Source organism: Streptococcus sp. 17.1 (assembly GCF_016648655.1).
Taxonomy (GTDB): Bacteria; Bacillota; Bacilli; order Lactobacillales; family Streptococcaceae; genus Streptococcus; species Streptococcus salivarius_E.
Map to the genome: position 1 here is coordinate 139,296 of NZ_JACLQM010000002.1, position 19,896 is coordinate 159,191.

Annotated in this window: 20 protein-coding genes; 12 read left to right on the plus strand and 8 right to left on the minus strand. The window is 40.6% G+C overall.

What is annotated here, in order from left to right; genetic code table 11:
* The first annotated feature begins 112 nt into the window (after nt 1–112).
* The 4 genes from H7T99_RS02430 to H7T99_RS02445 all read left to right on the plus strand — a co-directional run bounded on the left by H7T99_RS02430 (nt 113) and on the right by H7T99_RS02445 (nt 4,081).
* Nucleotides 113–961, plus strand: coding sequence for an S-adenosyl-l-methionine hydroxide adenosyltransferase family protein (locus H7T99_RS02430; protein ID WP_037600294.1), 849 nt, complete (start codon nt 113–115; stop codon nt 959–961).
* A 9-nt stretch (nt 962–970) separates the two neighbouring features.
* Entirely contained in the window at nt 971–1,516 is a 546-nt protein-coding gene (locus H7T99_RS02435; RefSeq protein WP_002889953.1) for an ECF-type riboflavin transporter substrate-binding protein, read from the plus strand.
* Nucleotides 1,517–1,581: 65 nt separating this feature from the next.
* Nucleotides 1,582–3,258 carry an ABC transporter ATP-binding protein gene (locus H7T99_RS02440; protein WP_037600297.1) on the plus strand — a complete coding sequence of 559 codons (1,677 nt, stop codon included), beginning with the start codon at nt 1,582–1,584 and terminating at the stop codon, nt 3,256–3,258.
* The gene (locus tag H7T99_RS02445; protein ID WP_037600301.1) at nt 3,251–4,081 is read left to right on the plus strand and encodes an energy-coupling factor transporter transmembrane component T family protein; all 831 of its coding nucleotides are present in this window, start codon (nt 3,251–3,253) and stop codon (nt 4,079–4,081) included. The genes H7T99_RS02440 and H7T99_RS02445 overlap by 8 nt, the downstream gene beginning before the upstream one ends.
* Before the next feature lie 89 nt (nt 4,082–4,170).
* On the opposite strand, the gene H7T99_RS02450 is transcribed toward H7T99_RS02445, so the two are convergent.
* The 3 genes from H7T99_RS02450 to rsmG all read right to left on the minus strand — a co-directional run bounded on the left by H7T99_RS02450 (nt 4,171) and on the right by rsmG (nt 7,028).
* On the minus strand, nt 4,171–4,842 hold the full coding sequence (locus H7T99_RS02450; protein WP_022496217.1) for a potassium channel family protein: 672 nt from the start codon (nt 4,840–4,842) through the stop codon (nt 4,171–4,173).
* Nucleotides 4,843–4,881: 39 nt separating this feature from the next.
* The gene (locus H7T99_RS02455; protein ID WP_080702550.1) at nt 4,882–6,246 is read right to left on the minus strand and encodes a TrkH family potassium uptake protein; all 1,365 of its coding nucleotides are present in this window, start codon (nt 6,244–6,246) and stop codon (nt 4,882–4,884) included.
* Nucleotides 6,247–6,314: 68 nt separating this feature from the next.
* Nucleotides 6,315–7,028, minus strand: coding sequence for a 16S rRNA (guanine(527)-N(7))-methyltransferase RsmG (rsmG, locus tag H7T99_RS02460; protein ID WP_037600311.1), 714 nt, complete (start codon nt 7,026–7,028; stop codon nt 6,315–6,317).
* Nucleotides 7,029–7,326: 298 nt separating this feature from the next.
* Between rsmG and H7T99_RS02465 the strand changes: the two genes are divergently transcribed.
* From H7T99_RS02465 to H7T99_RS02500, 8 genes are all read left to right on the plus strand, one after another.
* On the plus strand, nt 7,327–7,863 hold the full coding sequence (locus tag H7T99_RS02465) for a DUF177 domain-containing protein (RefSeq protein WP_037600313.1): 537 nt from the start codon (nt 7,327–7,329) through the stop codon (nt 7,861–7,863).
* A 155-nt stretch (nt 7,864–8,018) separates the two neighbouring features.
* Nucleotides 8,019–8,708, plus strand: coding sequence for a response regulator transcription factor (locus tag H7T99_RS02470; protein WP_002883757.1), 690 nt, complete (start codon nt 8,019–8,021; stop codon nt 8,706–8,708).
* The gene (locus H7T99_RS02475; RefSeq protein WP_037600314.1) at nt 8,705–10,234 is read left to right on the plus strand and encodes a HAMP domain-containing histidine kinase; all 1,530 of its coding nucleotides are present in this window, start codon (nt 8,705–8,707) and stop codon (nt 10,232–10,234) included. Before H7T99_RS02470 ends, H7T99_RS02475 begins: the two co-directional genes overlap by 4 nt.
* 121 nt (nt 10,235–10,355) lie before the next feature.
* The gene (gene nrdR, locus H7T99_RS02480) at nt 10,356–10,835 is read left to right on the plus strand and encodes a transcriptional regulator NrdR (RefSeq protein WP_002883820.1); all 480 of its coding nucleotides are present in this window, start codon (nt 10,356–10,358) and stop codon (nt 10,833–10,835) included.
* Nucleotides 10,832–12,007, plus strand: coding sequence for a DnaD domain protein (locus tag H7T99_RS02485; RefSeq protein WP_037600315.1), 1,176 nt, complete (start codon nt 10,832–10,834; stop codon nt 12,005–12,007). Before nrdR ends, H7T99_RS02485 begins: the two co-directional genes overlap by 4 nt.
* Before the next feature lie 3 nt (nt 12,008–12,010).
* Nucleotides 12,011–12,913, plus strand: coding sequence for a primosomal protein DnaI (gene dnaI / locus H7T99_RS02490; protein WP_002883792.1), 903 nt, complete (start codon nt 12,011–12,013; stop codon nt 12,911–12,913).
* A 104-nt stretch (nt 12,914–13,017) separates the two neighbouring features.
* Complete coding sequence (gene der, locus H7T99_RS02495) at nt 13,018–14,328, plus strand: ribosome biogenesis GTPase Der (protein WP_037600316.1); 1,311 nt, start codon at nt 13,018–13,020, stop codon at nt 14,326–14,328.
* Nucleotides 14,329–14,391: 63 nt separating this feature from the next.
* Nucleotides 14,392–15,021, plus strand: coding sequence for a hypothetical protein (locus H7T99_RS02500; protein WP_037600318.1), 630 nt, complete (start codon nt 14,392–14,394; stop codon nt 15,019–15,021).
* 34 nt (nt 15,022–15,055) lie between these two features.
* Here H7T99_RS02500 and serS read toward each other — a convergent pair whose 3' ends face one another.
* The 5 genes from serS to H7T99_RS02525 all read right to left on the minus strand — a co-directional run bounded on the left by serS (nt 15,056) and on the right by H7T99_RS02525 (nt 19,753).
* Entirely contained in the window at nt 15,056–16,333 is a 1,278-nt protein-coding gene (gene serS / locus H7T99_RS02505) for a serine--tRNA ligase (RefSeq protein WP_037597435.1), read from the minus strand.
* Between the two features lie 209 nt (nt 16,334–16,542).
* Nucleotides 16,543–16,917 (minus strand): DUF956 family protein, encoded by a 375-nt coding sequence (locus H7T99_RS02510; protein WP_037600321.1) that lies wholly within the window; start codon nt 16,915–16,917, stop codon nt 16,543–16,545.
* A gap of 79 nt (nt 16,918–16,996) precedes the next feature.
* The gene (locus tag H7T99_RS02515; RefSeq protein ID WP_037600324.1) at nt 16,997–17,908 is read right to left on the minus strand and encodes a PTS system mannose/fructose/sorbose family transporter subunit IID; all 912 of its coding nucleotides are present in this window, start codon (nt 17,906–17,908) and stop codon (nt 16,997–16,999) included.
* Nucleotides 17,909–17,926: 18 nt separating this feature from the next.
* Nucleotides 17,927–18,733, minus strand: coding sequence for a PTS mannose/fructose/sorbose transporter subunit IIC (locus H7T99_RS02520; protein ID WP_037600328.1), 807 nt, complete (start codon nt 18,731–18,733; stop codon nt 17,927–17,929).
* A 27-nt stretch (nt 18,734–18,760) separates the two neighbouring features.
* Nucleotides 18,761–19,753 (minus strand): PTS sugar transporter subunit IIB, encoded by a 993-nt coding sequence (locus H7T99_RS02525; RefSeq protein WP_037600330.1) that lies wholly within the window; start codon nt 19,751–19,753, stop codon nt 18,761–18,763.
* Nucleotides 19,754–19,896: the final 143 nt, after the last annotated feature.

Consider the following 19,896-nt stretch of genomic DNA (forward strand, 5'->3'; position numbering starts at 1 on the left):
ATTTTGGAGAAAACATAGTCAAAGACTATAGCTAGCTCAAGAATCTATCATCTTTAAAAAGCCCATAAAATATGGTAAAATAAACCGTTCAAAGAGAAAAGGTGAAACATTTATGACTAATAATTTATTGGTGCTTCAATCAGACTTTGGTTTGGTTGACGGTGCTGTTTCGGCCATGATTGGTGTAGCTCTTCAAGAAGAACCAAGTTTGGGAGTTCATCACCTTACACATGATATTACTCCCTACAACACTTTTGAAGCTTCCTATCGTCTGTTTCAGACTGTCGAGTACTGGCCAAAGGGAACAACCTTTGTTTCCGTAGTTGATCCGGGTGTCGGCTCATCACGTAAAAGTGTGGTTGCCTTAACAAAGACGGGGCAATATATCGTCACACCAGATAACGGAACACTTTCTTATATCAAGAAGGATGTCGGTATCGTTGCTGTCCGTGAAATTTCAGAAGTTGAGAATCGTCGTAGTAATACGGAGCTGTCTTATACCTTCCATGGTCGTGATGTTTATGCCTATACAGGTGCCAAATTAGCTTCTGGTCATATCAGTTTTGATGAAGTAGGTCCTGAGTTACCTGTGGACAAAATTCTAGAGCTTCCAGTGGTTGAAACCATCATAGAGGATAATTTGGTTCGTGGTGCAATTGATATTTTGGACGTCCGTTTCGGCTCTCTTTGGACCTCTATCACACGTGATGACTTTTATGCCTTGGAACCAAACTTTGGTGATCGATTCGAGGTGACCATCTTTAACAATGATATGTTGGTCTACCAAAATCAAGTTACCTATGGGAAATCTTTTGCGGATGTTCGTATCGGTCAGCCAATTATTTATATCAATTCCCTCTATCGTGTTGGCTTAGCCATAAACCAGGGGTCTTTTGCCAAGGCCTATAATGTTGGTGTGGGGTCTAACTGGCACATTGAAATCAAACATTTAGGAGATTAAAGTAAGATTATGAAAAATAATTCAATTCGTACAGTAGTTGCGACAGGTATTGGTGCAGCACTCTTTATTATCATTGGTATGTTTGTTAATATTCCTATTTTTGGGAATACCAGCATCCAACTTCAGTATGCTGTTCAAGCACTATTTTCAGTGATTTTTGGGCCTATTACAGGTTTCTTTATGGGCTTTATTGGGCATGCGCTTAAAGATGGTATTCAATACGGAAATATCTCATGGGCTTGGGTGTTTGCAAGTGCCATTACAGGTCTTGTAATTGGTCTATTCAACAAAAAATATGATGTGACAACTGGCAAGTTTTCTTTGATGAGTATGATTTGGTTTAACTTAGCACAAGCATTGGCCCTCCTTATTGCCTATGGTATCGTTACTCCTATTGGTGATAGACTCCAATTCGCACAAGCCTGGTCATATCTTTATGCACAAAGTTTTGTAGCTGGCGTAGCTAACTTTATTACAATTGCAATCGGAGGAACCCTCCTTCTTGCAATCTATGCTGGCTCACGTACACAATCTGGTAGTCTTACCAAAGACTAGCATGAATCATAGGAGAGTGGGACTGTCAGTTTGCTTTGATACCTCCTCTCTTTTTTAGTAGAAACATGGATAAATACATTAGTTTTAATCAGTTTACATTTCAATATGATGCGCAAGCAGAAGCGACGCTTAAAGATATCAGCTTTGATATTGTCAAAGGCGAGAAAGTGCTCATTTTAGGCCCTTCTGGTAGCGGAAAGTCGACCCTGGCTCAGTGTCTCAATGGTATCATACCTAATATTCATAAAGGTCAGGCAAAAGGCCAGGTAAGGATAGATGGTCAGGATATTTTCAAGCAATCTATCTATGATAAGTCACAGTTGGTATCTACGGTATTGCAGGATCCAGATGGTCAGTTTATTGGCCTAACAGTAGCCGAGGATTTGGCTTTTGCCTTGGAGAATGATTGTGCTGATCAAAGTGAGATGAAGGATAAGGTAGCTCTCTGGGCTGAACGTCTAGACTTGACTTCTCTTTTGAATCACCGCCCTCAAGACTTATCAGGTGGCCAAAAACAACGAGTTAGTTTGGCTGGAGTCTTGATTGATGAGAGTCCTATTCTTTTATTTGATGAGCCTCTAGCAAATTTAGATCCTAAATCAGGACAGGAAACCATTGACCTCATTGATAAAATCCACAAAGAGGTGGGAGCTACAACAATTATTATTGAGCATCGTCTAGAAGATGTTCTTTATCGTCCTGTTGACCGGATTTTACTGGTCAATGATGGTACCCTCCTCTTTAACGGTAGCCCAGATGAGCTTTTATCAAGTACTCTCTTACTGGAAAATGGGATTCGCGAACCTCTATATGTGACGGTTTTACGTCAGTTGGGATTTGACACAAGAGATGCACAAAATCTTAGTCAATTGGATGCTTTAGACTTATCTGACCTTGTTCTGCCAGATAGAGTTTTGAAAGATAAAAGAGACAGTTCAAGTGATTCTATTTTGAAGGTTGAGGGGCTTAGCGTTTCCTATGGGGATAATCCAGCGATTATAGAGGATATGTCTTTTAGCTTGAAAAAAGGTGAGCGACTAGCGATTGTCGGTAAAAATGGAGCTGGAAAGTCGACGCTTGCCAAAGCTCTATGCGGTTTTGTCCCTAGTCAAGGGAAATTAACTTACAAGGGTCAGAATATCAGTCAGGATAGCATCGCCGAGCGTTCAGAACGTATAGGCTTTGTTTTGCAAAACCCAAATCAGATGATTAGCCAAACTATGATTTTTGATGAGGTCGCTCTTGGTTTGCGTTTGCGAGGTATTGAAGAGGCTGAGGTTGAAGCGCGTGTTCATGAGGTCTTGAAGACTTGTGGTCTCTATAGTTTTCGTAAATGGCCCATTTCTGCGCTTTCCTTTGGTCAGAAAAAGCGCGTGACCATTGCGTCTATCTTAGTTTTGAAACCTGAAATCATTATCTTGGATGAGCCAACGGCTGGTCAAGATTACAAGACTTACACAGATATCATGAATTTCTTGGACAGTCTTCAGAAGCAAGGTCATACGATTGTGATGATTACCCATGACATGCAGCTCATGTTGGAATATAGCGATCGTTGTCTCGTTGTGGTTGAGGGTAAAATCATTGCAGACGACAACCCTGTTACAATTCTTAATCAGAAGGATTTACTAGAGTCAGCCAATCTCAAGCAGACCTCTCTTTATACTTTGGGTCAGAAATTGTCAAGTGATCCAGTAGAAGTAACCCAGTATTATATTGAAAAAGGAGGCCCTAATGTCTAATCGTTTAATTGGTTATCAGTCCGGTCAAGGTTTCCTCTATGATTTGTCTGGGGCAAGTAAGATGCTTTTCTTTATCTTGGTTTCAGTTGCCTGTATGGCAACCTATGATCCACGCTTTATCCTAGCAGTAGGCTTACTTTCCATTTATCTCTTTTATTTGGCTAAGATTCGTTGGCGAGATATTTCTTTTGTTGTTAAGATTATTGGATCCATTGCCCTCTTTAATTTACTTATGGTCTACCTTTTCGCACCTGGTTATGGTGAAGAAATTTACGGAGCAAAGACAGTTCTTATTGAAGGCTGGGGGCGTTTCTATCTAACCAGTCAGGAGCTTTTTTACCTTGCAAATCTATTGCTTAAGTATTTTTCAACGGTCCCTCTTGCCATTCTTTTTCTTATGACCACTCATCCGAGTCAGTTTGCGGCTAGTCTTAATCAGATTGGAATTCCTTATAAATTTGCCTATTCCGTTAGTTTAACCTTGCGTTATATTCCAGATGTCCAAGAAGAATTCTTTACGATTCGTAAGGCTCAAGGGGCTCGTGGTTTGGATTTGTCGCAAAAGTCGGGATTGGTCAAACGTATTCGCGGGAATCTCCAAATTGTTCTTCCACTAATTTTTTCATCTCTCGAACGAATTGATACCATATCGACAGCTATGGAGCTACGTCGATTTGGTCGCTATAAAAAACGTACCTGGTATGTGCATAAATCTTTGATGAAACAAGATTACCTTGTCATCGTGTCAGCTATTCTTTTATTGGGGATTAGTATAGGCTTAATCTTCCTCAATCATGGTCGTTTTTACAATCCATGGGGATGATATTCTTGGCTTTTAGTAAAAGTATGCTATTAAGCACAACTAAAAACGTTCCAGTCTTGTCTAGATGAACGAGATTGGAACGTTTTTTGTTATTTTAAATATCCTAAATAATCAAATTTTTCTAGTGTTCGATTGTCAGCGACAACTAGTATGATCCCTTCATCAGGTAGTTTCTTACTTGGGTCAAAGTGGGTGTTTAACTTGCCACTTTTCTCATCTCTAAAACCAATAACATTGACGTTATAATTTTGTCTTAGATTTAAAGTATGCAAGGACTTTCCAGCCCATTCACTAGGAATTTTAAGTTCAATTAAAGCTACGTCATCCTCTAAATGAAAAACATTTGATATGTTATAGCGGAGGATATTTGAAGCCAATTCTTTTGCTGTGCTACGTTCAGGAGTGATGACCCAGTTAGCACCCATTCCGTAAAGGACTTCCTCATAATTGTTATTCATAGCTTTGGCAATAATATTCTTAATACCAAGTTTTTTGCACTGCAAGAGCGCTAGCGCAGACGATTCTAGGTGTTCTCCAGTTGCAATAATGACCGTATCGCAAGTATCAATACCAGCAGAACGTAGAAAGTCAATGTCAGTAATGTCACCAACAGCGGCCTTAGTCACCTGATCAGCAAGGGAATCAATTGTTGTAGAGTTATTATCTAAGGCGATAACGTCTTGTCCAAAAGAGGAGAGTTCGGTTGCAATGGTTTGTCCAAAGATTCCCAAACCGAGGACCCCAATAATTTGTGTTTTCATATAAAATCCTTTCAGAATATTGTCAATGAATAAAATTGTTTAGCCAACTGAAATATCAGTTGGGGCATAAGAGACATGCTTTTCTTTTTTGGTCATCAAGCTCAAGAGAACAGTGATAGGTCCAACACGGCCAATGAACATCAGAGACATGATAACGAGTCGTCCTAGAGTATTTAGATTAGGGGTCAAATCCATTGAAACACCAACGGTAGCAATGGCTGACACACTCTCAAAAAGTAGGCCAAGGGGCGATAGTGTAGGATTAGTCTCCAGCAAAATAACATAGCCGACAAAGAGCATTGTTAGGAAAAAGAGTATAACTGTGAATGCTTGCAAAACAGTCTTATTAGATATAATACGATTTCGAAAAACAACGCTCGAGTTAACAGATAGTTCTGACTTAAAAAGCAGGAACATGATAGAGGCAGTTGTCACCTTGATACCACCCGCAGTTCCTCCAGGACCACCCCCAATAATCATTTGAATCATAAAAAGAAGATTTGTGGAGAAATCGGCATTGGTATAGGAAATAGTCGCAAAACCAGCGGTACGCATGGTTACAGTCTGAAAGAAACTTACCAGAAGTTGTTGCCAGACATTGAGAGTACCGATTGTCTTAGAGTTATCCATTTCCAGTAACCAAGCAAGTAGTGTTCCTCCTAAGAGGAGACAGCCTGTACTTATAAGAACAAGACGACTTTGATTGCTGAGAGGTCTACAAGCTAATTTCCAATTCCTTGGACGATCTTTAATATAACGTCGCAATAGTTGAATCAAATCAATCCAAACTGCAAATCCCAAACTTCCAGACATAATGAGAAAAGCTACAGCAAGGTTAATGGTTGGATTGGTTGCATAATCCTGTAAACTGTTAGAACCTAAGTTGTCAAATCCAGCATTACAAAAGGCAGAGACAGCTAGAAAGAGACTATTAAAAATGCCGTGACCAAGTCCAAAACGAGGAACGAAATCAGTCATGATCACAAGTGCTGCCAAAGCTTCAATAGAAAAAGTAATTTTATAGACCTTAAAAAAATAAGCTTTCAAATCTTTTTGGTTATCCCTGCTAAGTGCGGATTGAAGGAGATCTTGATCACTCAGTCCTAATTTATTTTTCAGGGTATAGGTGCTAAAGGCTATAAGAGAGACGAGCCCAAGTCCTCCCGTCTGCATGAGAAGCATAGAGAAAATTTGACCGAGACCATTGTAAGCCTTACTGACCGGGACAACAGAAAGTCCAGTTACACAGACCATTGACACAGTATTGAAGAGATGATCCAGGTAGCTTGTTTCTGGACTATTTGCATAGTGGCTTATGGGAAGGCTAAGTAAAATACTCCCCACTATAATGACAAAGACAAAGCTGAGCACAAGCTTTTGCGTGACAGAAAGACGATTGATCAATGAAAACCTCCGAGTTATCATAAGAGTAAATAATAATCCAAGGAGTAAGACACCTCCTTGGATAAACGTTATAGCGGCTTCTTGTTAGGAATTCCAGCACGACGTGGGTACTTATTTGGGGTTTCTTTTTTCTTATCGACAATAGTGACATTACGTCCATCCCCATTTGGCAGTCTGTAGTTCTCGTTGAGAATAGGCTTTGCAAAAAGCGAGTTCAAGGCATTTTTAGCATCGGCTAACTCTTCATCAGCTGCTGCAGCTTTAAGTGCAATAAGTTGTCCACCAACCTTTAAGAAAGGAATGGTCAATTCTGAGAGAACCTGCATGCGTGCGACGGCACGGGCAGTAACAATATCAAACTGAGCACGGAAGGCCTTGTCTTGTCCAAAATCCTCTGCACGTCCGTGATAGAAGTGAACACCGCTGAGCTCAAGTTCATCAGCCAAGAGATTGAGGAAATTGATGCGTTTATTAAGTGAGTCGATGATAGTCACATCAAGCTCAGGGCAAAGGATTTTCATAGGGAGACTTGGAAATCCAGCTCCAGCTCCGATATCCAGAAGTCGAATACTTTGATTTTTAATATGCCCTTGAAGAACAGGAGCCAAAGAATCAAAGAAATGTTTGAGGTAGACCTCGTCTCTTTCTGTGATTGCAGTAAGGTTGATCTTTTCGTTCCATTCTACCAAAAGCTCAAAGTAGCGTTGGAATTGGTCTTTTTGTTTTTGGCTGAGATCGAACCCCAGTTCTTTCAAAGCCTTGTAAAAATCTTCAGGTGTCATTATATATTCCTTTTATCTAGTTTCAATGCTCTTATTTTACCATAATTAAGAGCTTTCATCTAACTCTATAGGACAGATGGAAACTGGGTCTGAGTAAGTTTCTCATTAGCTGTGAAAAAAGTTCTAAGTTTAAGAAATATGTAATATTAAAGGTGTTATTTTTTCTTAAAAATTTGATATAATACTAATTAAGTCTAAAATCATAATCATGCTCTCTAATGAAAAGTGAATGTAGGGGATTATGGTCTTGTGGATTGAAAATAGATCCCTATGGGGAAATTTAATTTGAGGATTAAGAATGATTTATCTTTCAGAAGTTAGAAAGTCTCCAGAGGGGCTCGCCTTTACCGAAGCACCTTCTTTGTTGGAGTCTATTAAAGAACGCTATGATCAAGTTTTAAATCTTGAACAGATTCAAGCAAGTGGTCAGGTAGCCTATGATAATGGCTTGTACCTTTTGGACTATCAACTTAGCTATGATATTACCTTGCCATCTAGCCGTTCACTTGAACCTGTGACACTTAGCTTTAACTATCCGGTTTCAGAAACCTTTATACAAGAGGCAGATGCAGCTCTTCAAAAGGAATTAGTCGAAGAAAATCTAGTTCTTATCTTGGATGGGGATACCATTAATCTTGATGAGAGTATTTTAGATAATATTCTTCTTAATATTCCTTTGAGAGTATTAACACCTGAGGAAGAATCAGGACAAATTTCGCTCTCAGGTAATGACTGGGAAGTCTTGTCAGAAGAGGATTTTGCCGCACTTCAACAGGAGAAAAAAGAGGCAAGTAATCCCTTTGCCCAATTGAACGGTCTATTTGACGAAAATTAATTCAAAAAAATAAACTAAAAATGTTTGACAATTTTAAAAATCTGTATTATTATATCATTAGAAGTTAATTTTCGGATTTATTTATAGGGTAAATCTACAGACTTTTTAAGGGAAATAGAAGTCAAAAAATTTTAAGAAAGTGGTAAATACTTATTATGAGCAAACGCATTTTGATTGTTGAAGATGAGAAAAACCTTGCTCGTTTTGTCTCTCTTGAACTTCAACACGAAGGATACGACGTTGTGACAGCAGACAACGGACGTGAAGGACTTGAAATGGCACTCGAGAAAGATTTCGATCTTATTCTCTTGGACCTTATGTTGCCTGAGATGGACGGTTTTGAAGTAACACGTCGTCTCCAACAAGAAAAAGATACTTATATTATGATGATGACAGCCCGCGATTCAATCATGGACATTGTTGCTGGTTTGGACCGTGGTGCTGATGACTATATTGTAAAACCTTTTGCGATTGAAGAACTATTGGCACGTATTCGTGCAACCTTCCGTCGTCAAGATATCGAAGCTGCTAAGAATGCACCAGCTAAAGCGTCAACTTATCGTGATTTGAAATTGGATGTTCAAAACCGTACAGTTGTTCGTGGTGATGAAGCAATTCCATTGACAAAACGTGAGTTTGATTTGTTGAACACACTTTTGAGCAATATGAACCAAGTGATGACCCGTGAGGAACTCTTGCTTCAAGTTTGGAAATATGATGATGCAATCGAAACAAACGTTGTAGATGTTTATATTCGTTACTTGCGTGGAAAAATCGATGTTCCAGGTAAGGAATCATACATTCAAACAGTGCGAGGAATGGGTTACGTTATCCGTGAAAAATGAGTAAATTACAAGATAGATTATTTGGTAAAGTAACCATTAGAAAAAAGTTGACCATGACAACTGCTGTGGTCTTCTTTCTTGTATTGTCGATGTTCACTCTGGTTGTTGTTTTCTCGGCCAATACGCTTCTTTTGCAACGTGAACGTCAAAATGTAAATAATACAATTTCGAAAGTTGTTACTTATATCGAAAAGGACTGGGATTCTGATGAAGAGTTGAGTCCAGAACCGCTTTTAGCGGCCCTTTATTCGCCTAAAAATATCTATGCATCAATCATTAATGGTGTGCTTTCTGAAAAGCACTCTTTGGATGGTCAAGTTGCAATTTCTAATAAATTATTTTCTAACCAATCTGTTTTTGTTTATGACAAAAAGGGAACGTTTATCTTTACTTCTGAGGAAAACACAGACTCTCCTCCAGGCATGTCTGAAGTAAACAAACTGAAGTCAGTGTCCTATAAAGGAAAGCGTGGTTTCTTACTACAAGTTCCAATTTACGGTAAGGATAAAAAGACCATCGTTGGTTATGCCCAGATTTTCCATGATTTGGAATTCTACTATGCTCTGAAAGAGCGTTTGATTTTCTTATTGATTTTCCTAGAAGTGGGGATGACGGTCCTAGTTATCGCAGCAACTGTGGTTGTCTTGACATCTATTCTTCGTCCGATGAGACAGTTGCACGAAACGATGGGAGTTATCACCGATTCGCCAAGTGATTTGGAACTTCGTTCTAAGATTGAAAGTCACGATGAAATTGGTGATTTGGCGGTTAACTTTAACCGTATGATGGATAAAATCCAAGAAAATAATCAGATGCAGATGCGTTTCTTGAGTGACGTCAGTCATGAATTACGTACGCCGATTGCGGTTATCAAGGGCCATATGGACCTCTTGCAACGTTGGGGTAAAAATGACCCTGAGATTCTTGAGGAGAGTCTTGAGGCTGCAAGTCACGAGGCCAACCGTATGACGATTATGATTAATGATATGTTGGACTCTATCCGTGTCAAAGGATCATTTGAAAATCATAGAAATGATACGTGTGATTTGAATTCTTCAATCCGTACGGTTATTGGTAACTTCCGTGTCTTGCATGAAGATTACCAATTCTATCTCAATGATTTTGAGAGCTCAGAGCGTCTAGCACAGATTTACAGCCAACACTTTGAACAGGCGATTACTATTTTGATTGATAATGCGGTCAAGTATTCTCCTGTTAACAAGGAAATCCAGGTTACAATTAAGGCTCTGGAAGATGAAATGTTGGTACAAGTACAAGATAATGGTGAAGGGATATCTGATGAAGATATTGAGCATATCTTTGAACGCTTCTATCGTTCAGATAAGGCACGTAACCGTACATCCACTCAATCTGGTGTAGGTATTGGTTTATCAATTCTTTACCAGATTGTGGAGGCCTACCGATGTCGTATTGAGGTTAGTTCAGAGCTTGGTGTAGGGACATGTTTCGATTTTTACATTCCATTTGCGGATGGAGAAACGACGACACCTCAACTTGAGCTTTAAATCAATTTATAAGAGTCTTAGAGTGATTCTTGGTCGTGAGCACGCCTCGTTTAGAGCGTGCTTTTTATGTGTTTTTATGGTAAAATAGAGTACCGAATTTCAAAGATTGGTGGTGAAGTGCATGCGTTGTCCAAAATGTCAACATAATAAATCTAGTGTTATCGATAGCCGTCAGGCAGAGGATGGGAATACCATTCGTCGTCGTCGTGAGTGTGATTCTTGTCATGCTCGTTTTACAACTTTTGAGCGTGTGGAAGAAGTTCCACTTTTGGTTGTCAAAAAAGACGGTACTCGTGAACAATTCTCTCGCGATAAGATTTTCAATGGTATCTTGATGAGTGCTCAGAAGCGTCCGGTTTCTAGTGAGGATATCGAAAATGCCATCACCCGTATTGAGCAAAATATTCGCCGTAACCATGATGGAGAGGTTGATAGTGATGTCATTGGGAATTTAGTGATGAAAGAACTCGCTGATCTTGATGAAATTACTTATGTACGTTTTGCCAGTGTCTACCGTTCTTTCAAAGATGTTGATGAGATTGAAGAGTTGCTTCAAGAAATCACCAAAACTGTACGTGCGAAAAAAGAGTCTAAAAAATGAGACCTATTGAAGAATTTGTCTATGTTGGCAATCAGGTTATCGTTCCCGATCAGGCAAGTTTGATGCGTTGCTATTATCCCATTATTGGGGGTGAGGGCTACGCTCTCTACCAGTATTTCGTGGCTTTTTATGACAATGGTAATCACCGCCATAAGTTTGCGGCTATTCTGAACCATCTTAACTTTGGAATGCAGCCCCTTCAGGAAGCACTGGCGGTTCTGACAGCAGTAGATCTCTTGGCCTTTTACCACTCACCTCAAGGGTTTTATGTTATAGAGCTTAAGTCTCCCTTATCAATTGAGCAGTTTCTAAAACATGCTGTTTATAGTTCACTTCTCGAGCAAAAGATTAGTGAACCAGCAGTAGATGCTTTGAAACCGGCAGGTCTACAAGGCTTGCAAGATTTATCTAAACGTTTTTCGGATGTCTTTACCGATGAGCGTTTGGCTCAAAAATCTGTGTCTGAAATCAAGCCCAAAAATTCGTTTGATTTAAGCAGTTTCAGGAATCGTATGCAGGCTGACGGACTTGTATTTACAGATGAAAAGACAGATGTGCCAGAAATCTATAAATTGTCTGAAACTCATGGCATGAATTGGTATGATACCTATCTCTTAGCGAAAAAGACAGCCGTGAACCACCAGATTATTGTCAAGCGTATGCAGGTGCAATTAGAACAGGCTCAAGCTCAAACATTGGGTGGTGATTCTGCTTTGACGGAGACGGAGAAAAAGATTCTTAAAGCGGTTAGGTCCGAAAAGCCTATATATTACTTGCAAAGTGCTAAAGGCCCAAGCGGGACTGTGACTAATTCTGAGAAGCAGATTCTCACGGATTTGGCACAAAGAGGCTTTATGGATGAGGTAATTAACCTCATGGTTGCCTACAGTTTGGGACGGACACGTTCAACGAATGTAAATCGAGAGTATATCTCTAAACTTGCCAACGATTTTGCCTTTAAGAATATCGTCACTGCTGAACAGGGGCTTTTAGCTTTGCGTAGTGGTTACGATAAGAAATCACAGCAAGCAAAAGCTGATTCTAAGAAGAAAACAAATGTGCCGAGCTGGAGTAATCCAGATTATGATAATCAAACCAGTCAGGCTGATCAGGCCAAGTTGGATGAAATTAGACGTCGAGCTTTGGCAAAACTAGAAAAAGGAAAGGAGTAGCCTATGGAAAGAGTTGGACAAACCCTAAACCGAACAGGGCATCATGGGTCTGGCAATGCAACAGATTTAACGAAGCAAATTTTAGCGGATCCAAGAGTGGCTAGCTTTATTCAAGAGCATAGCCTAAGCCAGGATGAAATCAAGCGTAGTCTTCCTAAGTTTAATCAATTCCTGGTGGAATGCCGTAAGGTAAAGGAAGGTGATGCCTCGTATATTGCCAAAGGGTATGAACCGATTCTGACCATGAATGAAGGCTACGCTGATGTCACCTATAAGGAGACGCGTCAGCTCAAAGAGCAACAAGAACAACAGGCTATCGCTAAACGGATTAATTTGGTGAGTCTGCCACAGTCTTATCGTAAGATTACCTTTGCGGATATTGCTCTAGATGATGTGGCACGTGTGGATACCTTTGAGAGTCTCGTGGATTTTGTGGCGAATTACCCTAGTCCAGACCAGAAAGGCCTATACATCTACGGAGACATGGGGGTTGGAAAATCCTTCATGTTGGCTGCTATGGCTCATGAACTTTCCGAAACCAAGAAGGTTGCGACGACCATTATTCATTACCCATCTTTTACCATTGATGTTAAAAATGGAATTAAGGACGGTTCTGTCAAGGAACAAATAGACGCTGTCAAACAAGCAGAAGTTTTGGTTCTAGATGATATTGGTGCAGAGCAATTCTCTTCTTGGATTAGGGATGATGTTTTGCAAGTCATCCTCCAGCATCGTATGATTGAAGAGCTGCCTACTTTCTTTACGTCTAACTATAGTTTTGCGGATTTAGAAGCTAAGTTATCCAATGGACGTCAAGGAGACGAGACTTGGCAGGCCAAACGTGTGATGGAGCGTATTCGTTTTCTTGCCAAAGAGGTTCACTTGAAGGGTGTTAATCGCCGCTAAGTTGAATCTCATAATGATAAAGAATAAGAGAGTTTGCTTCCCTTGGTGGAAGTGAGACTGCTAAATGAAGAAAGGAATCCCTATTTAATCAGGGACTTAAACATATGACATTACCTACAGTTGCTATCGTGGGTCGCCCAAATATTGGGAAATCGACCCTATTTAACCGAATTGCGGGTGAACGTATCTCTATCGTCGAAGACGTTGAAGGGGTAACACGTGACCGTATTTATACCTCTGCTGAATGGCTTAATCGCCAGTTTAGCTTGATTGATACTGGTGGTATCGATGATGTTGATGCACCATTTATGGAACAAATTAAGCACCAAGCCGACATCGCCATGACTGAAGCTGATGTTATTGTCTTTGTCGTTTCAGGTAAGGAAGGCGTGACAGATGCGGACGAGTACGTTGCCCGTATTCTTTATAAGACCAACAAGCCAGTTATCTTGGCGGTAAATAAAGTGGATAACCCTGAGATGCGTGCAGATATCTATGATTTCTATTCTCTTGGTCTTGGTGATCCCTATCCAGTTTCATCTGTTCACGGTATCGGTACAGGGGATGTTCTCGACGCTATCGTTGAAAACCTCCCAACAGAAGTTGAAGAAGAAAATCCAGATATCATCCGTTTCAGTTTGATTGGACGTCCAAACGTCGGAAAATCAAGTTTGATTAATGCCATTTTGGGGGAGGACCGTGTAATTGCTAGCCCAATTGCTGGTACGACTCGCGATGCCATTGATACAAACTTTGTGGACAGTGAAGGTCAAGAGTATACCATGATTGACACCGCTGGTATGCGTAAATCTGGTAAGGTTTATGAAAATACAGAGAAATACTCTGTCATGCGTTCTATGCGTGCAATTGACCGTTCTGATGTTGTCCTTATGGTTATCAATGCCGAGGAAGGTATCCGTGAGTATGACAAGCGTATTGCTGGTTTTGCCCATGAAGCCGGTAAAGGGATTATCATCGTAGTTAACAAATGGGATACGATTAAGAAGGACAACCATACTGTTGCTAACTGGGAAGCGGATATCCGTGAGCAGTTCCAATTTTTGAGCTATGCACCAATTATCTTTGTATCGGCTGAAACTAAACAACGTCTTAACAAGTTGCCAGAGATGATTAAACGCATCAGTGAGAGTCAAAATCGTCGTATTTCATCGGCTGTCTTGAATGATGTTATCATGGATGCCATTGCCATCAACCCAACACCAACTGACAAAGGAAAACGCCTTAAGATTTTCTACGGCACACAAGTTTCGGTTAAACCACCAACATTTGTTATCTTTGTCAATGAAGAAGAGCTTATGCACTTCTCATACATGCGTTTCTTGGAAAATCAAATTCGTCAGGCCTTTGGTTTTGAAGGAACACCAATCCACTTGATTGCTCGTAAACGTAAATAAAAAAGAGACCAACCAGAATAGAATCTTTATGGGTTGGTCTTTTGTCATTGTAAGGAGAAAATGATGTTAGAAAATATTAAAGCTTATTTATCTAAACAAGGGGTTAAGTATATCAAACCTGAAAAAGCGGGTCCGCATCAAGAAGAGATGGAAGTGCTCAAGGCACTTGGTCAAGCAGCTCGTAAGGAAATGCAGACTTTGTCAAAAGTTTTAGAGGAGCGTTTGGCACCCCTTAAGATGGATCGTGTCAGTAATTGGGCCAATCAGGCACAAATATGTCGCCCACACTTTTGGTGCTATTATAGGGCCCCTGAGGACAGTTTAGACGATGTTGCCATGGCGATTCGCCTTTATGGTCAGCCTAAAAAATGGGGGATTTCAGTTGAGGTTAGCTTTGTCGAACGGAAAAAATCAGATACCACACTAGCGAAGCAACATAAGGTCCTAGACTTACCGATTGCCCCCTCTCTATACTATTTTGCCCAGGAAGATGGTGTCAGTCATCGTGTAGAAGGAACTGAAGAGAATCGTCAGATGCTTAAAGCAGCAGTTAGAGATGGTCGTATCCGCAAGGTATTGGTTAAGTATGATGTGGTAGTGACTACTAGTAAAACTATGGAAGAGTTAGTAGAAGAGCTTGCTGATGGATTTGATAAGTTGAAACCCTATTTCGAGAAAGCTAATAAAAACTAAAAAATCTCCAGGTTCTTTCTGGAGATTTTCCTTGTTATTTTGGTGCGATTACTTCAGCACCGCCCATATAAGGACGAAGAACTTCAGGGATAGTTACTGAACCATCTTCGTTTTGGTAGTTTTCAAGGATAGCAGCTACTGTACGTCCAACAGCAAGTCCTGAACCGTTGAGGGTGTGAAGAAGTTTTACTTTACCATCAGCTTCGTCACGATAGCGGATTTGTGCACGACGAGCTTGGAAATCTTCTGTGTTTGAACATGAAGAAATTTCGCGGTAAGTGTTTTGTGCTGGAATCCAAACTTCCAAGTCGTAGGTTTTAGCAGCTGAGAATCCCATATCGCCAGTACATAAAGTGATGACACGGTATGGCAAGTTAAGTTTTTGAAGGATATTTTCAGCGTTAACTACCATTTTTTCCAATTCATCGTATGAGCTTTCTGGTTTTGAGAATTTGACCATTTCAACCTTGTGGAATTGGTGAAGACGGATCAATCCACGTGTATCACGACCAGCTGAACCAGCTTCTGAACGGAATGAAGGGCTCATGGCTGTGAAGTAGATTGGCAATTCTTTACCATCAAGGATTTCACCGCGGTAGTAGTTTGTCAAAGGAACTTCAGCGGTTGGGATAAGGACGTAGTCAGTACCGTCAAGCTCGAAAGTATCTTCCTTGAATTTTGGATATTGACCAGTACCGAACATTGAGTCGTGGTTAACCATGTAAGGTGTGATCATTTCAGTGTAGCCTTCTTTAGCGTGCTCATCCAACATAAAGTTGTAAATCGCACGTTCCAATTTTGCTCCAAGTCCTTTGTAGAAAAGGAAGCGGGAACCAGTGACTTTAGCACCACGTTCCCAATCTAGGATACCAAGGTCTTCCCCAAGATCCCAGTGAGCTTTAACTTCAAAATCAAAGTCACGAGGTGTTCCCCAACGGCGAACTTCTACGTTTTCGTCTTCGTCAGCACCTACTGGAACAGAGTCGTTTGGTGTATTTGGGAGTGTCACAACGATGGCATTAAGCTTTTCATCGATAGCAGCAAGTTCGGCATCAATTTCCTTAATTTCTGCAGAAACTTTTTGCATGGCTGCAATTTGTTCTGAAGCATCTTCTTTGTTACGTTTAGCTTGAGCGATACCATCTGAAGCGATATTACGTTGAGCTTTGAGTTCTTCAGATTTGATAAGAAGCTCACGGCGTTTAACATCAAGCTCTTTAAGTTCATTTAAAGTTTCAGCAGCAACCCCACGTGTAGCCAATTTTTCGGCAAGGGCATCGAAGTCGTTACGAATACGTTTTACATCTAACATAAGTTCCTCCAAAAAGTAAAACACTCCAGTGAAAGTGTTGGAGTGACATGAGCCACGGTTCCATCCAACTTCACAGGAGTGCACTTGTTTATGTTTTTAATTATTAGAAACGGTAGAATTTCGTAGGTTAACCCTACCTGCTCGCAGCAACCGCAGGCTTTCTGAAAGGATCTAGCTAGTACTTATCCGTCTGTTATATTATACAAAAATTATGATTTTTTGGCAAATAAACCTTTGATACGAGCACCAATGGTTTGGATGAGAGTAGGTAATTTAACAACTTTTTCATTGCCAAGATGTTCCCTAGCAATCTTTAGAATCTTCCCAGAATCTTTAGAGGCAAAGAGGAATTTGCTCTTGTCGGTTAAAATTTCAAAATGACGGCTAACTTTACGCCCGGAGACATTGGCTCCAATTTGTTCAATTTCTTTCCATGGAATTTGGACGTAGTCTTCAACATTGGCATCTGCATAAAATTCGAAAGCAACATCCCCAACTAAAATTTTTCCAACCTTACCTCCAACACCTAGATAAGAGACTCCAGTGGTATGGAACTCAACGGTTTTATTCTGCGATTGTGCCATGCTCTCCTCCTGTAACAATATTCATTTCATTATACCATAATAAAAAGAAGGTTTCGGCCTTCTTTTTATTGATCTTTACTTACATCAAGCCCGTAACGTGTGCCAAGACACCGATGACAAATAAAGCAATAATGATTAGGATTGGAGATACTTTCTTCTTAAGCAACCACATACAAGCAAAAGTAAGAAGCAATCCCATCAAACCAGGAATTAATGAATCCAAGTTATCTTGGAAAGTTGTTACTTTTGTAGGTGTTTGAGAAAGTCCTTGACCAACTTGAGCGAAGGCTTCTTGAATTCCTTTAAATCCATCAGGAAGTTTATCCCAGTGGATATAGGCTTTTTCGTCTAATTTGACAGAAGAAACATTGAAGACAAATTTAATAGATACCCAACGTTCTACCAAGACAGCAAGGATAAACATCCCGAGGATAGAAGCTCCTTTAGTGATGTCTTGCAAGATTCCACCAGACATATCTTTGGTAATTTCAGAACCTGCTTTGTATCCGAGTTCTTGAGTATACCATAAGAAGGCCATACGAATTGCATTCCATGCGAAGAAGAAGATAATTGGACCTAGGATATTACCTGACAAAGCAAGGGAAGCTCCAAGTGCTCCAAGGATTGGACGAACTGTGAACCAGAAGACTGGATCTCCGATACCAGCCAAAGGTCCCATCATACCAATTTTAACCCCTTGGATAGCAGCATCATCAATAGCAGCACCGTTTGCTTTTTCTTCTTCCAAAGCAAGGGTTACTCCAAGGATTGGTGCAGCAACATATGGATGAGTGTTGAAGAACTCCATGTGACGCTCAAGAGCAGCCGCTTGGTCTTCTTTGTTAGTATAAAGTTTTTTGATAGCAGGAATGAGTGAGTAAGCCCAACCCAAGTTTTGCATCCGTTCATAGTTCCAAGAACCTTGCAAGAAGGTTGAACGCCACCAAACTTTTTGACGATCTGATTTAGATAGTTGTAATTTTTCAGTCATGATAGTGTCACACCTTTCTTAATAGTCTTCGAGAATATCGCCGATTGGGTCGCCTGAACCAGATGAATTTCCGCCACCATTTCCGCCACCTTGTTTAGAAAGGTTGAGGTAGATGAAGGCAATAGCGACGCCGATAGCACCAAGAGCGATAAGTGTCAAATTACTAATAGCTGCAAGTGCAAAACCAATAGCGAAGAATGGCCAAACTTCACGGCTTGCCATCATGTTGATAACCATGGCATAACCAACAGCTACAACCATACCCCCACCGATTTGCATACCATCAGAGAGCCATTTTGGCATTGTTTCAAGAGCAGTTTTAACGGTATCAGCAGGGATCATCAACAAGAGAGCTGCAGGAATCGCGATACGAAGGCCTTGAAGAAGAAGTGCTACAAAGTGCGCACGTTCAACTCCTTTGATATCCCCTTTTTTAGCAGCGGCATCAGCAGTGTGAACCAAACCAACAGAGAGGGTACGCACGATCATTGTCAAGAAAAGACCGGCAACGGCAAGGGGGATGGCGACCCCTTGTGCAACAGCAATCCCTTTGGCAGTGAAGTCACCACCAAGAACCATGATAATTGCAGCAGCAACAGAGGCAAGAGCAGCATCCGGCGCAACTGCAGCACCGATGTTAGCCCATCCTAGTGCGATTAATTGAAGTGATCCACCAAGCATGATACCTGCAGTGAGGTTACCTGTAGCAGCACCGATAAGGGTACATGCAACAAGTGGTTGGTGGAATTGGAATTGGTCAAGGATACCTTCAAGACCTGCTAAGAAGGCAACAACAACCACTAATATCATAGAAATAATAGACATGTTAAAAATCCTTTCGTAAGTAATCGATTATTGAACGTTAGCTTTCTTGATAAGGTCAAACAAGTCTTTCTTAGAATCGTTTGGAACCTTACGGACGTCAAATTCAACGCCAAGGTCACGTAATTTTTCGAAGCAAGCAACATCGTCTTTATCCATAGACAAAACGTTGTTAACCATTGTTTTACCAGTTGAGTGAGCCATAGAACCAACGTTAAGTTCTTTGATTGGTACGCCACCTTCGATAGCACGAAGTGCGTCTTGAACAGTTTCGAACAAGATAAGCGCATGTGTGTTACCAAAACGTGGGTCTTTAGAAGCATCAATCAATTTTTGAATTGGGACAACATTTGCTTTCACACTATTTGGTGCCGCTTGCTTAATCAACTCTTTGCGAAGTTCATCTTTAGCAACTGAGTCTGAAGCAACGATAATTCGATTTGCTTTTGAATCAGGAGTCCAAGCAGTAGCGACTTGTCCATGAAGTAGACGAGTATCGAGACGAGCAAGGTTAATCTTGAGTTTACCATCTCCGATGACTGTTCCTTCTGGAATAGCTCCTTGAGGTGCAGCAGCTTCCGCAGGAGCTGCAGTTGTTTCCTCAACTGGATTTAGCTCCTCTGGAAGTGCCTTGATACCACCCTTAGCTTCCTTGATGATATTAGCAGCAACTTGCTCTGCAGTAGCGTTAGCATCCATCATACGTTCAGTGTATGCTTGGATTAGCATTGGCAAGTTTAGTCCTGTGATGATAGCAATCTTGCGATCTGGATTTTCTCCAGCAATTCGGCTGGCTTGGTTAAATGGTGAACCAGACCAAAGGTCAGCCAAAACAAGAATTTCATCATCAGCATCGAATTGTGCAATGGCGTCGTTGAAGTGAGCGTACAAATCATCAGGACCTTCACTTGGCATGAAAGTTACGACTTGAACTTTCTCTTGGTCTCCAAAAATCATAGAGCCTGATTGGTGGATTCCTTCAGCGAACTTACCATGGCTGGCAATAATAATACCGATACCCATTCGTGTTCTCCTCCTTATAAATTATTTTTTCCTAGGCTTAAAAAGACTATCTCCGATTTTTTTCAAGACGCTAAAAAAAGCGTCTCTCAATCTTTTTAAACATAAGAAATCAAGAACAATTATATTGTAAAACGCTTTCACGT